This window comes from Microbacterium gorillae (assembly GCF_050990725.1).
Classification (GTDB): domain Bacteria; phylum Actinomycetota; class Actinomycetes; order Actinomycetales; family Microbacteriaceae; genus Microbacterium; species Microbacterium gorillae_A.
The window spans coordinates 3,521,057-3,535,659 of the sequence record NZ_CP158844.1 but is presented as its reverse complement, the minus strand read 5'-3'; the positions used below and the strand labels follow the sequence as shown (position 1 = coordinate 3,535,659).

The 14,603-nt window shown below is 68.9% G+C and carries 12 protein-coding genes; 7 read left to right on the top strand and 5 right to left on the bottom strand.

All coding sequences use genetic code 11. From position 1 onward, the window contains the following. Positions 1–33: 33 nt before the first annotated feature. From ABTV68_RS16350 to ABTV68_RS16335, 4 genes are read left to right on the top strand one after another with little or no spacing between them, the layout of a single operon-like run. Positions 34–1,143 (top strand): ABC transporter substrate-binding protein, encoded by a 1,110-nt coding sequence (locus tag ABTV68_RS16350; protein ID WP_433674752.1) that lies wholly within the window; start codon positions 34–36, stop codon positions 1,141–1,143. Then, complete coding sequence (locus ABTV68_RS16345; protein ID WP_433674751.1) at positions 1,140–1,934, top strand: ABC transporter ATP-binding protein; 795 nt, start codon at positions 1,140–1,142, stop codon at positions 1,932–1,934. Before ABTV68_RS16350 ends, ABTV68_RS16345 begins: the two co-directional genes overlap by 4 nt. After that, complete coding sequence (locus ABTV68_RS16340) at positions 1,927–2,778, top strand: ABC transporter permease (protein ID WP_433674750.1); 852 nt, start codon at positions 1,927–1,929, stop codon at positions 2,776–2,778. The genes ABTV68_RS16345 and ABTV68_RS16340 overlap by 8 nt, the downstream gene beginning before the upstream one ends. Positions 2,779–2,814: 36 nt before the next feature. Then, a complete protein-coding gene (locus ABTV68_RS16335) occupies positions 2,815–4,167 on the top strand; it encodes an NtaA/DmoA family FMN-dependent monooxygenase (protein WP_433674749.1) in 1,353 nt (450 codons plus the stop codon). 55 nt (positions 4,168–4,222) lie between these two features. On the opposite strand, the gene ABTV68_RS16330 is transcribed toward ABTV68_RS16335, so the two are convergent. Beyond that, positions 4,223–4,816 (bottom strand): PadR family transcriptional regulator, encoded by a 594-nt coding sequence (locus ABTV68_RS16330; RefSeq protein ID WP_433674748.1) that lies wholly within the window; start codon positions 4,814–4,816, stop codon positions 4,223–4,225. A gap of 98 nt (positions 4,817–4,914) precedes the next feature. Between ABTV68_RS16330 and ABTV68_RS16325 the strand changes: the two genes are divergently transcribed. After that, entirely contained in the window at positions 4,915–5,433 is a 519-nt protein-coding gene (locus ABTV68_RS16325) for a flavin reductase family protein (RefSeq protein WP_433674747.1), read from the top strand. After that, positions 5,430–6,944 (top strand): PfkB family carbohydrate kinase, encoded by a 1,515-nt coding sequence (locus tag ABTV68_RS16320; protein ID WP_433674746.1) that lies wholly within the window; start codon positions 5,430–5,432, stop codon positions 6,942–6,944. Before ABTV68_RS16325 ends, ABTV68_RS16320 begins: the two co-directional genes overlap by 4 nt. A gap of 207 nt (positions 6,945–7,151) precedes the next feature. Here the strand turns inward: ABTV68_RS16320 and ABTV68_RS16315 are convergent, their stop codons facing one another. From ABTV68_RS16315 to ABTV68_RS16300, 4 genes are all read right to left on the bottom strand, one after another. Then, positions 7,152–9,176: a PTS fructose transporter subunit IIABC gene (locus ABTV68_RS16315; protein WP_433674745.1), complete on the bottom strand. Its 2,025-nt coding sequence runs from the start codon at positions 9,174–9,176 to the stop codon at positions 7,152–7,154. Between the two features lie 91 nt (positions 9,177–9,267). After that, positions 9,268–10,212 carry a 1-phosphofructokinase family hexose kinase gene (locus ABTV68_RS16310; RefSeq protein WP_433674744.1) on the bottom strand — a complete coding sequence of 315 codons (945 nt, stop codon included), beginning with the start codon at positions 10,210–10,212 and terminating at the stop codon, positions 9,268–9,270. Positions 10,213–10,466: 254 nt separating this feature from the next. Further along, complete coding sequence (locus tag ABTV68_RS16305; protein WP_433674743.1) at positions 10,467–11,252, bottom strand: DeoR/GlpR family DNA-binding transcription regulator; 786 nt, start codon at positions 11,250–11,252, stop codon at positions 10,467–10,469. Positions 11,253–11,390: 138 nt separating this feature from the next. Beyond that, entirely contained in the window at positions 11,391–12,920 is a 1,530-nt protein-coding gene (locus tag ABTV68_RS16300; protein ID WP_433674742.1) for a PucR family transcriptional regulator, read from the bottom strand. A gap of 224 nt (positions 12,921–13,144) precedes the next feature. Between ABTV68_RS16300 and gabT the strand changes: the two genes are divergently transcribed. Further along, positions 13,145–14,503, top strand: a complete 1,359-nt coding sequence (gene gabT, locus ABTV68_RS16295) for a 4-aminobutyrate--2-oxoglutarate transaminase (RefSeq protein ID WP_433674741.1) — start codon at positions 13,145–13,147, stop codon at positions 14,501–14,503. The last annotated feature ends 100 nt before the right edge of the window (positions 14,504–14,603 follow it).

Genomic DNA, 14,603 nt, shown 5'->3' with positions numbered 1-14,603 from the left:
CAATCAATGACGAAGGCCGAGAAGGGACCCCCCATGGCCACTCCCTCTGCGCAGCGCACCCGACGACGGGTAGCCGCCACTGTGACGACCGCACTCTCTCTGACACTCGTGTTCACCGGCTGCTCCACGCAGCCGGGCTCGTCGACCGCAGCCCCCAGCAACGCGGCCGTCGACACCGACACGTGCGCACGGAACAAGGCGGTCGGCACCATCACCTACATCTCCGGCTACGGATACTCCGCCAGCGCGGGACAGATGGACGTCTTCCTCGCCAAGGAGCTGGGCTACTTCGATGAGCTGTGCCTGGACGTGGAGATCAACGCCTCCGGTGCCAACGGTCAGCAGCTCGTGGCAGCAGGCCAGGCGCAGTTCACCGCACTGGGCAGCGCAAGCGACGTGATGCTCGCTGCCGCGAACTCGAAGAACCTCACCGCGATCGCCACCTACGGCACCACGCCGCCGTTCTCGATCTTCGGCAACGAGAAGCTTCAGTCCCTGAAGGATCTCGAGGGCGGATCGCTCGGCTACTTCATCAACCTCACCCCGATCGCCTCGGCGATGCTGGACAACGCCGGCGTCGACGCGTCGAAGGTCGAGATGGTGAAAATGACCAACTACGACCCGACGGTCGTGGTGCGTGACCAGGTGGACGCCATCGTCGGCTACGCCTCCAACCAGCCGCAGGCGCTGCGCGCCGCGGACCAGCCGTTCGTGGAGTTCCTGCCGGATGAGTTCGACGTGCAGGGCACCTACAACGTGATGGAGGTCAACTCGAAGTTCCTGTCCGAGCACCGCGAGGTGGCAGCGGACTTCATGCGGGCGAGCCTGCGGGCGCTGGGGGAGTGCCTGGACGACTCGGACATGTGCATCGACAAGCTCGCCGCGCTCGCCGAGGCCAACAACCAGGGCGCCGCTTTCCCGCGCGAGCAGCTGGCGCGCACGTGGGAGGTGGAGTCCGCCTGGGTGCGTGACAGTGCGGGCGGCGCTCCCGGTGTGCAGACCGCTGCGATGTGGGAGCCCGAGTACGCGCTCGTGCAGAAGTACGGTGACGTCAAGAGCCCGCCGGCCATCGCCGACATGATGGACGCGGATCTCGTCGCCGACCTGTACCAGGACGACGCTCTCGTCTGGCCCGCGAAATGACGGCCGGCGGAGCGGGAGTCGAGGTCCGCGGTGTCAGCAAGTCGTTCGGTGTGGACGGCAAGCGCGTCACCGTGCTCGACGACATCAGCCTCACGATCGGGATGGGCGAGTTCGTTTCGGTCATCGGCCCCAGCGGCAGCGGAAAGTCCACACTGCTGAAGGTGGTGGCAGGCCTCCTCGACGCAGATTCCGGATCCGTCACGATCGACGGCGAACCGGTGCGGGAAGCGTCGCGCAAGAAGAACATCGGCCTGGTACCGCAGTCGCCCGCCCTGCTGCCGTGGAAGACGGTGCTGGAGAACGTGCGCCTTCCTGTCCAGATCAATCGCGCGGCCAACGGTAAGCGTCAGCTGCGGGATCCGGAGGAGCTGCTGCGCACGTTCGGGCTCGGGCACGCGATCCACAAGCACCCCGGCCAGCTCTCCGGCGGCATGCAGCAGCGTGCGGCGATCGCCCGGGCGTTCGCCTTCGATCCGGCCATCATGCTGATGGACGAGCCGTTCTCCGCGCTGGATGAGATGAACCGCGATCTGCAGCGCATCGCTCTGCTGGAGTTCTGGCAGTCCAACCGCAAGGCCGTGATGTTCGTGACGCACTCGGTGCCCGAGGCGATCATGCTGTCGGACCGCGTCGTGGTGATGTCCGCCCACCCGGGCCGCATCGCCGATGTCATCGACATCGACCTTCCCCGTCCCCGCGATGAAGACGCTTACGCCACCGACGCGTTCCGCGACATCGAAGCCGTCGTTCGCCGTTCCCTCCGCGCCCAGATGGAGCAGGTCCATGTCTGACACCGACACCATTCGCAGCACCGCCACCGGCACCCTGCTCACCCGCGAGGCCCGTGCGACGGGCAAGCGCGCCACCCCTGCCTGGCTCCGTCCCGGCGCGTGGCTGCCCACCGTGATCACGTTCGTGATCGCGGCGATCCTCTGGCAGGTCGTCGCCATCGCGAACCCCTACGTGATTCCGGCGCTCAACGACATCGGCGCGAGCCTCGTCGAGGATGCGGGCATGTACTGGGCGAACTTCCTCACCACCCTGCTGGAGGTGGTGGTGGGTGCTGCGAGCGGCATCCTCGCCGGCTTCCTGGTCGCCGTGGTGATGGCGGAGTTCCGCATCATCGAGCGGGCGGTGATGCCGCTCGTGGTCATCGTGATGGTCACGCCGATCGTCGCCATCGCGCCCGCGCTCGTGGTGGCGTTCGGCTTCGGCATGATTCCGAAGTTCATCGTGACGGCCCTCGTGGTGTTCTTCCCGATGCTCGTCAACGCGCTCGCGGGACTTCGCGATGTCGATCCGCGGGCACTGGACGTCTTCCACACCCTGCACGCCAGCCGCTGGGAGACCTTCCGCGAACTGCGTCTGCCGGGGAGCCTGCCGTACGTGTTCGCGGGACTGCGGATCGCCCTGCCGATGGCCGTCGTCGGCGCGGCGGTGGCGGAGTTCGTCGCCGCCGGTCAGCAGGCGGGTCTCGGCTCCCTCGTCACGACCTCCGCCGCTCAGGCCAACCTCCCCGTCACCTGGGGCGCCATCACCCTTCTCGCCCTGCTCGGTGTGCTGTTGATCGTCCTCCTCGCCGTGGTGCGCAAGCGCGTGCTGTGGTGGAGCGACGGCGACGTCAACGCGCGCTGAGCCCGATAGAGACCACCCAACAGAAAGGCACCACCCATGGTGAAGCAGCTGCGGCTCGGCCTGTTCGAGAACGCACAGGCCAACGACTCGGGAACGGCCACCTGGCGTCACCCGGACAACGGACGTTACCTCTTCGACAAGCTCGACTACTGGCGTGACACCGCCCGCATGGTCGAGGACGCCGGTTTCGACTTCCTCTTCCTCGCCGACGCGTGGGGCTGGGCCGACGTCGCCGGTGAGCGTCCCGAGATCTGCAGCGTGGAGGGCCTCGACCTGCCGCGCCTGGATCCCGCGATCATCCTCGGCGCGCTGATCCCGGAGACCACGCGGCTCGGCCTCGTCGCCACGGGATCCACCCTGCTGGAGCCGCCGTACGCGTTCGCGCGACGGATGGCGACGCTGGACATCCTCTCCGGCGGACGCATCGGCTGGAACGTGGTCACCACGGGCACTGCGGACACCGCGGTGCAGGGCTTCGGTGTGCCGATGGTGGGCCATGATGACCGATACGAGATGGCCGACGACTTCATGCAGGTGGTCTACAAGCTGTGGGAGCAGGCCTGGGAGGAGGGCGCGCTGGAGCGGGACAAGTCCGGCCGGTTCGCCGATCCCAGCAAGGTGCACCGCATCTCGCACGACGGCAAGTACTTCCGCTCGCACGGCTTCGGCAACACGTCCCGCTCGCCGCAGGGCACACCGCTGCTGCTGCAGGCCGGCGCATCACCCGCGGGGCGTGGCTTCGGCGGCAAGCACGGCGAGGCGATGTTCGTCGGCTCCGGCAGCGTCGAGCAGCTGCTCGGACACTCGACGGCGATCCGTCAGGAGGCGATCGCCAACGGCCGCCGCGCCGACGAGGTGAAGATCCTCTCCGCGTTCTCCGCCGTGATCGGCGGGACCGAGGAGGAGGCGCAGCGCAAGTACGCGTCGGTGGCCGAGGCGCAGAACCCGGATGTCACCGTCGCCTCCTACGCGTGGTTCACGGGACTCGATCTGTCCGCGTACGCCCCGGAGACCCCGATGAGCGAGCTGCACACGGAGCTGTCGCAGACGCAGGTGGCGCGCTTCGCCGACAAGACCGTCGGCGATGTGTTGCGCGACTGGCATGGGCACGGTGTCGGCGCACGCCCGGTCGTGGGAACGCCGGAGCAGGTGGCCGATCGGATGATCGAGCTGGCAGACGGCGCCGACCTCGACGGATTCCTGTTCTCTCCGGTGATCCCGCCGGCGTCGACGAAGGACTTCATCGAGCAGGTGCTGCCGATCCTGAAGGAGCGCGGCGCGATCGCCGAGCCGAGCGACGAGCCGCAGACGCTGCGTGAGCGCATCATGGGCACCTCCTCGCCCGCACTCGCGGACTCGCACCCCGGAGCGGCCTACCGCGCGCGCTGAACCGTCTCGAACGACAGAACCCCCGACGTCGTCGGGGGTTCTGTCGTTGTCACGCTCAATCCGTGCGCGGGACCGGATCGGGGACGGTCTCACCGGCGAAGACGTACTCGCCGTTGCGCAGGCGCTCCAGCAGGCGCATCGCCCACTCCTTCTCGGCAACGAGTCGAGCCGTGGACAGGTCGAAGATCTCCCGAACGTAGCGCGGTGTCGTGTCCGAGCGCAGCGTGTCCTCCACGTTGAAGCCGTTGGTGGTGATGATCGCGTCGCTCTTGATCAGGCGATGCTCCAGGCCGGCGATGACCTCCTGACGGCTGAGCACGAACATGAAGGAGGCGATCGTCATGACCGACTGAGTGTCGAACGGTTCGACGTTCCAGAGGTTCTCGCGCAGCATGCGCTGCAGCTCCACCTCGCCCGTCGGCGTGATCTTGTAGGTGGTGCGGGCCGGGCGCTTGCCATCGGTCTCCGTGCCGGCCTCGCGGATGTAGCCGTCCACCTCGAGCGCGCGCAGGGCGTTGTAGATGGAGCCCGGCTGGATGTGTGCCCATTCGTCCACGTGCCAGCTCATCAGCTCGCGACGCAGGAAGTAGCCGTGCACCGGTTGGAACTGCTTCACGGCACCGAGGACGACGAGGCGTGTGGTCGACATGGACAAAGCGTACTGAATGGTTTGTTCGCCGCTTGCTCGGAGCGCCGGCCATTAGTATCATCTTCATTAGTCAATGTTGACTAATGAAAGGTTCAGACATGACGACCGCAGCCGCCGAGCCCCTTCCGCGCGATCTGGCCCTCCGACGGGCGTTCTCCGTCTATCCCACCGGTGTCGTCGCGCTCGCCGCGCATGTCGACGGCAGTCCGGTGGGGATGGCGGTGAACTCGTTCACCTCCATCTCGCTCGACCCCGCGCTCGTGGCGATCAGCGCCGCTCGGTCGTCGCGCACCTGGCCGGTGCTGGCCGCAGCTCCTGAGCTCGGGATGAGCGTGCTCGCGGCCGACCATGAACCGCTGAGCCGACGACTGTCGTCACGAGACCAGGATCGTTTCGGCGACCACACCTGGCAGCGCAGCGAGGGGGGAGCGATCCTGCTCGACGGCGCCGCGCTGTGGCTCACCTGCCGGCCCCACAGCCGGTTCGACGGCGGGGACCACGAGATCGCGCTGTACGAGATCCTCGATGTGACGCTGTTCGATGACGTCGAGCCGCTCGTGTTCCATCAGAGCCGGTACCGCGCCATCCTTGCCGAGCAGGCGAGCGCCCGCGCATGACGCACGACCTCGGCACCGTCACCGGGGTTGTCGTTCCCGGCGACGGCCGTGGTCGGGTGCTCGGCTTCCCCACGGCCAACCTCGCCGTGGATGCGGATGAGCTGCCCCCGGACGGGATCTACGCCGCCTGGGTCCGGGTGGAGAGCGGGGCGCGTATCGGGGCCAGCGTGAGCATCGGCTCCAATCCGACCTTCGCCGGCGAACGTGCGCGGCGGATCGAGGTGCACCTGCACGACGTGGAGCTCGATCTGTACGGCCGGCGCGTTGAGGTCGCGCTGGTACGGCGGCTGCGCGAGACGCTGCGGTTCGCGTGCGTGGATGAGCTCATCGCGCAGACCCATCGTGACATCGCGGCATCCCGCCGCGCACTCTCGGAGCGAGGGGTGCGGGGGCCCGAGGGACCGAGCGCGGCTCCCGCGCGGAGACTGTCTGCCGTCGCGGATGGGGGCGAGCCCCTGGTTGAGCCGGGTATGCCGGGTGATTGTGACGGGAGACGCGATCTCGCTGTGCGCGAGGAGTCCGGCGTGGCACGCGAGTCTCGGCCGACACGGGTCGGAGCGCGGACTGCATCCGGTTCGCGCGAGCATCCTGAACGTGTACGTGCGACACGCGATCCGGGTGCCGATCGCGATCGGCGCGGGACGGTTGCCGTTGTCGGCAGCGCCAACCTTGACATCGTCGTGCGCGTCGAGCGTCCGCCCGCCGTCGGCGAGACGCTGCTGGGGACAGCGGGAGGACGATTTCCCGGCGGAAAGGGGCTGAACCAGGCGACGACAGCCGCACGCAGCGGCGCCAACGTGCGATTCTGCGCTGCCATCGGTGACGATGACGCGGGGGCGCAACTCACGCGTGCCCTGGTGGCTGCGGGTGTCAGCGTCGATCATGTGCGCGTGGTCGACCAGCCCACCGGCATCGCCCATGTCCTCTCCTACCCCGACGGAGACAACAGCATCGCCGTCGCCGCGGGCGCGAATGGCGCTCTTACTGCAGCGGACGCGGCTGCCGCCGTCCGCGAAGCAACGGTTGTGCTCGCGCAGCTGGAGGTTCCGTCCGCCACCGTCCGCAGCGCGCTCTCCGCCGCCGATCATGCCGTGCGCATCCTGAACGCTGCGCCCGCCCGCGCAGATGCGTGCGAGCTGTTGGACGTCGTGGACATCCTGGTGGTGAACGAGACCGAGTGCGAGTCGCTCGGCGGCATCGACACCCTCGACGCGGCGGGGATCACGGTGGTCGTCACACTGGGCGGCGCCGGAGTTCGTGTGTATCCACGGGATGCGGAGGCGTTTCACGTTCCGGCCTTCGACATCGAACCCGTGGACACCACCGGTGCGGGCGATGCGTTCTGCGGTGCGCTGGCCGCGAGCCTCGCGCGGGGGTTGGACGTGGAGGCCGCCGTCCGTCGCGCGAACGCCGCGGGCGCCATCGCCGCATGTTGCGTCGGTGCGGCGGCGTATCGGATCTCCGCCGCGGCACTCGACGACGCCGTCGCGTCCGGCGTGATCCGTGTGTGACGGGTGTGCGCCGAAGGCGGAATGACACCTGCGACGTCGTGAGTGCATGATCATGCGGCGAACGGAGGAGGGGTTCACGCGATTCGTCCTGGTTTCGGCGCATGTTCCTGTGCTCGCCGCAGGGCCGGGGGCGACAGACATCCATCCCGGGGCATGGATGCGCCAGCGCCGCCCGGAACGTGTCCGAGCGGCGCTGTCGCGTTCACATCACGCGGCGACCGGCTCCGCGACCGCCTCCCCTAGGGGAGTGCGGCGGGCCCACTTCTTCAGCGCCACCACGACGAGTGCGGACACCACGGTCCCGATGGCGAGGGAGAGGAGGAAGGCCCAGAACGGGTCGAGCGCGAAGAAGACGAAGACGCCGCCGTGCGGCGCACGGGAGGTGACGCCGAACAGCATGCTCAGCACGCCCGTGATCGCGCCGCCGATCATCGAGGCCGGGATCACGCGGAACGGGTCCGCGGCGGCGAACGGGATCGCACCCTCGGAGATGAAGGCGAGGCCCAGCGGCCAGGCAGCCTTGCCGTTCTCGCGTTCCACCGGGGAGAACAGGCGACGAGCGAGCACCGTGGAGGCGAGGGCCATCGCGAGCGGCGGCACCATGCCCGCGCACATCACCGCGGCCATGATCAGGTACGGCGTGCTGTTGGCGGTCGTCGCGGTGCCGAGGCCCGCTACCGCGAACGCGTAGGCCACCTTGTTCACCGGGCCGCCGAGGTCGAAGCACATCATGATGCCGACGATCAGCCCCACGACGGCGATCGCACCGGTTCCGGCGAGATCATTCAGACCGTTGGTCATCGCCTCCATCAGCGCCGCGATCGGGCGGCCCAGGAAGAGGATCATGATGCCGGAGGCGACGATCGAGCCGATCAGCGGGACGATCACCACCGGCATCAGTCCGCGCAGCCAGCGCGGCAGGTCGAGGCGGCCGAGCGACCAGGCGATCCAGCCCGCGAGCAGACCACCGGCGATTCCGCCGATGAACCCGGCGTTCATGAGCAGTGCGACAGCTCCCGCGACGAAGCCCGGGGCGATTCCGGGGCGATCCGCGATCGCGAAGGCGATGTAGCCGGCGAGTGCGGGCACCAGGAAGCCCATCGACGTCTTGCCGATCATGAACGCTACGGAACCGAGGTACTGACCGAGCCCACCTGCAGGCAACTGCCACAGCGAGTTGTCGGTGATGACCTTGGCTGCATCGTCGGTGACGTTGTATCCGCCGAGCAGGAACCCGAGGGCGATCAGCAGACCGCCGCCGGCCACGAAGGGGATCATGTAGCTGACGCCGGTGAGCAGCCAGCGCTTGACGGCCGCTCCGGCGCTCTCGCTCGAGGTCTCCGCCGTGGTGGTCTGCGTCGTGGCGGCCACGCGTGCCGCCTGCGGGTCGCGGCTGGCCGCGATCGCCTCGGCGATCATCTGCTTCGGCTGCTCGATGCCGCGCTTCACCGCCGAGCGGATGACGGGCTTGCCGGCGAAGCGCTCGGGGGAGCGCACGTCGACATCCACCGCGAAAATCACGGCGTCGGCGTCGTCGATGACCTGCTGCGGGATCGGCTTGTAGCCGCTGGAGCCCTGCGGCTCGACCACCAGATCGATCCCCAGCTCCCGTCCCGTCGCGGTGAGGGCGTCGGCCGCCATGAAAGTGTGAGCGATGCCGGTGGCGCAGGCGGTGACCGCGATGATGCGCGCCGGACGTCCCTCGATCAGCAGCGCGTCGTCCACGGTCACTGCGACCGGCGTGGCCGTCACAGCGGCGATCTCAGCGGGCGCCGCCTCCTCCTCGCCGACGGCGATCCGCACCAGTGAGACCACGTCGTCGGGCGTCACCGCGGCGCGCAGCGCGTCCGTGAACTCGTCGGTCATCAGGGCGCGGGCGAGGCTGGAGAGCATGCCGAGGTGCGCCTCGTCGGCGTCGGCGGGCGCCGCGATGAGAAACACGAGGTCTGCCGGGCCGTCATCGGCACCGAAGTCGACGCCCGGGTTCAGGCGGGCGAAAGCGAGCGACGGCACCGTGACGGCCGCGGTCTTGGCGTGCGGGATCGCGATGCCGCCCGGAAGGCCCGTCTCGTCCTGCTCCTCGCGTGCCCACGCCGCGGCGTAGAGTCCGGCCGCGTCCGTGGCGCGACCGGTGCCCGCCACGCGCTGGGCGAGCGCCGTGATGACGGCGCTCTTGTCCGCGCCGAGAGACACGTCGAGAGACACCAGCTCGGTGGTGATTGCTGAATTCATGATGACCTCCGTTGGTCGAGGTTGGGCGTGTATCCGTGTCGCTTGCGGTTGCTGAGCACCCGTGGGAGGGCCGACGGGTGGTCGCGACTGCTCAGAGCGTGCGTACGGGAAGGTGGTCGGTGCCGAGGTCGGCGGGAGAAGGGGGTTGGGTTCCGGGCAGGGTGGCTGCTGCCGACCCGTATCGGATGGCCTGACGCAGTCGCTCCTCGCGACCCGCGCCGGCCGTGTCAGCCAGCAGGTATCCGGCCAGCGCACTGTCGCCCGCGCCGACGGTGCTGCTCACTCGGATCCGCGGTGCGGGCGTTGCCAGCGCGCCCGCCGTGTCGGCGAGGATCGCTCCGTCGCCGCCGAGGGTCACGAGGACGTTCGCCACTCCCGCGCGGACGAGTTCGGTGGCGGCGGCAGCGACCTCCTCCGCACCGGAGAGGGACGCAGCGCCCACCAGTTCGGCGAGTTCGTCCTCGTTCGGCTTGATGAGATCAGGTCGTCCCCCGGCACTTGCGTGCACCGCTGCGGCGAGCGCCGGTCCTGCCGTGTCCACGGCGATGCGCGGGGCGGGAGTGATCGAGGCGCGCACGGCCGCCGCGATCCGTGCGTACACGTCTTCCGGGACTCCAGGAGGCAGTGAGCCGGCCAAAACCAGCCACTCGGCCCCGCGTGCCGCGGCGATGACGACCGCGATGATCGCATCAAGCTCCGCATCGTCGAGCGCGCCGCCGGGCAGGTTGATTTTGGTGGTCTCGCCGCCCGGTGACGTCAGTGTGAGATTGGTACGCACGCGCGCGTTCACGGGAACCGCACGGATGACGAGTCCCGTGGAGCGCAGCAGCGGACCGTAGGGATCGTCCTCGGCGAGGGGGAGCACGGCGATGACGGACGACCCGGCAGCCGCAATGGTGCGCGCGACGTTCACGCCCTTGCCGGCGGCGTCGGTGCGCTGCTCGTCAGCGCGCTGCACCTCGCCGGGCTGCAGCGCATCCGTGAGGCGCACGGTCTGGTCGAGGGCGGGATTCAGGGTCAGGGTGACGATCGTCATACGACCCCACCTCCCGACGCGTACCGACCGCGTCCGTCTCGCGATCCCACGCGATCCCAAGCCAGGTTCAGAACCGCGATCGTCATACGACCCCACCTCCCGATGCGTACCGACGGCGTCCGTCTCGCGATCCAGCGCCATCCGAAGCCAGGTTCAGAACCTCGATCCTCATGCGACCCCACCTCCCGACGTGTACCGACCGCGTCCGTCTCGCGATCCAGCGCGATCCCGCGCCAGATTCAGAACCACGATCCTCATGCGATCCACACCTCCACGCCGGCGCCGTCGAGCGCATCCGCCAGCGGCTGCGGCGGTGCGGCGTCGGTCACCAGCACGTCGATGTCGGACAGCGACGCGAATCGGACGAGCAGATCCTCTTCGAACTTCTCGGCGTCGGCGAGCACGATGATCCGACGACCCGCCGCAACGATCGCTGCCTTCACATCGGCTTCATCGGGGTCCGGGGTGCTCAGACCGAAGTCCGCCGACAAACCGTTGGTGCCGACGAAGGCGATGTCCGGTCGCAGTGCGCCGATCGCGCGGATCGTCTCGCCGCCCACGGCCGCCGCCGTGAGACCGCGCACCCGTCCGCCGATCGCGGTGAGGGCGATGTTCTCGGCACCCGAAAGGGCAGCCGCAAGCTGCATGGAGTGGGTGACCACCTCCGCACGTCCGCCGATGGCCTCCAGGTGCGTGTCGAGGTTCGCGGCCGCCTGGGCTGTTGTGGAGCCGGCGTCCAGATACAGCGATCCGCGGAAGCCCGGCTTCAGTGCCTGGAGCGCGCGAGCGGCGATGCGCTGCTTCGCCTCCGGCACCCGGTGGGATCGCTCGAGGAGGGGGACCTCCACGCGGCTGGTCCGCGCGCCGAGCACGGCACCGCCGTGAACGCGCGTGGCGAGGCCCTCGCTTTCGAGCAGATCCAGGTCGCGTCGGATCGTCTCGGGAGTGACGTCGAAACGCTCGGACAGCGCGAGTACGGATACGCGTCCGTCCTCTCGCAACACCGCGCGGATCTCGTCCTGCCGTTCGCTCGCGTACATCCTGCCTCCTTGCTGGTTCCCACAGAATACGAAGCAATCACAGAAAAAGCAACACAAACACAGAATCGACCGGACGCGGAGATGGAAAACGCTCCTCGTAGCGCGATGCGAGGAGCGATTTCCAGCTTTCGGCGGGCGTCAGTCGTCGGTGGCGCGAAAGGAGGCCCAGAGCTCGGCGCGCGCGGGGAACGACGCCAGATCCACGCCCAGCAGGCGCTGCGCGGCCTGGATGCGGGCGCGCACGGTGTGCCGATGCACGGCAAGCGCCCGCCCTGTCGCCTCGTGCGATCCGTCGTTCTCCAGGAACACGCGGAGCGTGCGCGTGAGGTCCGATCCGGTTTGCGCGTCGTGTTCCCGAAGCGGCGCGAGGGCGGCCCGCGCCACCGTGAGGGCGTCGGCCGACGGCGAATCCAACACGCCGCGGGCACGTCGATCGCGAAATGGCAGCAGTCCGTCGCCCGCCGCATGCAGAGCCGCGCGGGCCTGCTCCACGGCGGTCACCACTTCGGCGTACGCGAACGGCTCCGACAGTCCGACGCGGGTGTCGAATCGGCTCGACACCTCCGCGGGAGCGGGGGAGCCTTCCGCCACGACGAGCATCAGATCGTTGCCGGTGCGTCCAGCGAAAACCTCGCCGCCGTGGTCGGCGGCGTACAACTCCAGCCACTCCGCGATGGCGAGCGTGCGACCCGCTCCCTCCGCCAGAGCGATCTGCACCGGACCGGTCGGAAGCGGCGTCGTAAGCTCCCGTGCCACGCTGCGAGCGAGGGTCGTGTGACCGCCCAGCAGGAGCTCCACTACTCCCGCCTGAATCCGAGAGCGCGCTCGCTGCAGGCCCTCCTGCTGCTCCATGGCGAGTCCCGCCATCGCGATCACCGACGTGACCACACCGCGACCCTCCTGATCCAACTCCGCTGAGCCGATTGCGAGGACGCCGCGGAGTCGGCCGCCGCGGCCCAGCGTCTGCAGGGTGAAGGGTTCCCCCTCGACGGTGATGGCCGAGGCTGCGCGAGCACCGCGACGCAGCACCGCCTCGGCCTCGGCGTCGACCGCCGCCGACACCGCGGGGGAGAGCGCGTGGGTCGGGTGTTCGCGCAGCAGCACCCCGGCCGCGTCATACAGGCCCACCCAGGTGTCCAGTTGATGGCCCAGTTCCATGAGGGTGCGCGCGAGTCCATCGGGGCGGAGCGCGGCGAGGGAGATCGCGCGCTGCGCGGACAGCGCCCACGACCGACGCTCATACGCCTGCGCGGCCACGGCTTCGGCATTCGCGCGAGCGACGGCGATGAACGGGGTCCGGTAGGGGACCTCGAACAGCACCAGCCCATGCCGGGCGCACGCTTCGGCCAAGGGTTCCGGGACGCCGGGACGAACGACGCCGGCACCGAATCCGAGAGCGAGCACTCCGCGACCCACAAGCCGGCGGACATACCCGTCGACGTCTGCCGCGGGATCCTCGTCCTCCTCGAACTGCCGCCCCGTGGTGAGAAGGACGACCTCATCAGAGAGGAACGGCGTGGGATCGATCAGGTCGGAACTGTGCACCCACCGCACCGGACGATCCAGGTCCCCGTCCGGCTGCTGTTCGGGGGAGCCCACGAGGTTCAGTCGCAGGTCGGCGCGGCCGAGCAGGGTCCGCACGCTGGGCACGACGCTCTGCTCAGCCACGGACGGCTCCGACACGACGGTACGTTCCTGAGCTCATATCGATCCGCACGGTGGGGACGACGCTGTGTTCAACCATCGGGTACGTTCGTGAATTCACACTCGACGCGAGATTCCGTTCGTCCATGCCGTGACCCACCCGCTCTCTCCACCCTGTACAGCAGTGCTGAAAAGAATGTACACACTGGATAGTGCGATGCGGAATCGTGCATCGTACGCTCGGCCCCATGAGCCTCATCGACGCGACCCAGACCACCCCCCTCGGCGGACCTTCGCTCCCGCAGGAGCGTCGCCTCGTCACCGCAATCCCCGGCCCGCGCTCGCAGGAGCTGCTGGACCGCAAGGCCGCAGCCGTTCCCTCCGGTGTCGGACACACCGTGCCCGTGGCCGCCGTCGCAGCGGGTGGCGGCGTGGTCGTCGACGCCGACGGCAACTCGCTCATCGACCTGGGTGCCGGCATCGCCGTCACCACCGTCGGAAACGCGCACCCGAAGGTGGTCGCCGCCGTCCAGGCGCAGATCGCCCAGTTCGCGCACACCTGCTTCATGATCGCGCCGTACGAGTCGTACGTGGCCGTCGCCGAGAAGCTCAACGAGCTCACGCCCGGTTCATTCGCGAAGAAGACCGCGCTGTTCAACTCCGGCGCTGAAGCCGTCGAGAACGCGATCAAGATCGCCCGCAAGCACACCGGTCGTCAGGCGGTCCTCGCCTTCGACCACGGCTACCACGGTCGCACGAACCTGACGATGGCGCTCACCGCGAAGGCGATGCCCTACAAGAGCGGCTTCGGCCCGTTCGCCCCCGAGGTCTACCGCACGGCCGCCTCGTACCCGTTCCGCGACGGACTCACCGGTGCCGAGGCCGCGGCCAAGACCATCTCGATGATCGAGAAGCAGATCGGTGCCGACAACCTCGCCGCCGTGATCATCGAGCCCATCCAGGGTGAGGGCGGCTTCATCGTCCCGGCCGACGGCTACCTTCCCGCCGTCGTGGACTGGTGCCGCGCCAACGGCGTCGTCTTCATCGCCGACGAGGTGCAGACCGGATTCGCCCGCACCGGCGCGATGTTCGCCAGCGAGCACTTCGGCATCGAGCCGGACCTCATCACCACGGCCAAGGGCATCGCCGGCGGAATGCCGCTGGCCGGTGTCACGGGTCGTGCCGAGATCATGGACGCCAGCCACACCGGCGGCCTCGGTGGCACCTACGGCGGCAACCCCGTCGCGTGTGCTGCCGCCCTCGCCACCATCGAGGCGTACCAGGAGGAGAACCTCGCAGACCGTGCGGTGGAGATCGGCCGCATCCTGGTCGGCCGCATGCAGGAGGCCGCCACGAGCGACCACCGTATCGGCGAGGTGCGCGGTCTCGGCGCCATGATCGGCGTCGAGTTCGTGGACCCGGCCACCGGCGCGCCCGACGGTGCGCTGGCCGGTGCGATCGCCAAGCGGGCGATCGCGGAGGGCGTCATCGTCCTCACCTGCGGCACCTACGGAAACGTGATCCGTTTCCTCCCGCCGCTGTCGATTGACGACGCCCTTCTCAACGAGGGACTGGACGTCGTGCTCGGCGCACTCGCCGCAGCCTGAAATCGCCCGTCCCGGCGCTCTTGGGGGGCGCCGGGCCGGGATTCGACAACCGCGCAGCCGACATGCGCGCCCGCAATTCGCAGTATGAGAGCAAGGGAGC

Bases quoted from the DNA above. Each gene is read 5' to 3' on its own strand.
- ABTV68_RS16305 (WP_433674743.1), bottom strand. From the start codon at position 11,252: ATGTACGCGAGCGAACGGCAGGACGAGATCCGCGCGGTGTTGCGAGAG.
- ABTV68_RS16335 (WP_433674749.1), top strand. From the start codon at position 2,815: ATGGTGAAGCAGCTGCGGCTCGGCCTGTTCGAGAACGCACAGGCCAAC.
- gabT (WP_433674741.1), top strand. From the start codon at position 13,145: ATGAGCCTCATCGACGCGACCCAGACCACCCCCCTCGGCGGACCTTCG.
- ABTV68_RS16340 (WP_433674750.1), top strand. From the start codon at position 1,927: ATGTCTGACACCGACACCATTCGCAGCACCGCCACCGGCACCCTGCTC.
- ABTV68_RS16330 (WP_433674748.1), bottom strand. From the start codon at position 4,816: ATGTCGACCACACGCCTCGTCGTCCTCGGTGCCGTGAAGCAGTTCCAA.
- ABTV68_RS16320 (WP_433674746.1), top strand. From the start codon at position 5,430: ATGACGCACGACCTCGGCACCGTCACCGGGGTTGTCGTTCCCGGCGAC.
- ABTV68_RS16325 (WP_433674747.1), top strand. From the start codon at position 4,915: ATGACGACCGCAGCCGCCGAGCCCCTTCCGCGCGATCTGGCCCTCCGA.
- ABTV68_RS16345 (WP_433674751.1), top strand. From the start codon at position 1,140: ATGACGGCCGGCGGAGCGGGAGTCGAGGTCCGCGGTGTCAGCAAGTCG.
- ABTV68_RS16315 (WP_433674745.1), bottom strand. From the start codon at position 9,176: ATGAATTCAGCAATCACCACCGAGCTGGTGTCTCTCGACGTGTCTCTC.
- ABTV68_RS16350 (WP_433674752.1), top strand. From the start codon at position 34: ATGGCCACTCCCTCTGCGCAGCGCACCCGACGACGGGTAGCCGCCACT.
- ABTV68_RS16310 (WP_433674744.1), bottom strand. From the start codon at position 10,212: ATGACGATCGTCACCCTGACCCTGAATCCCGCCCTCGACCAGACCGTG.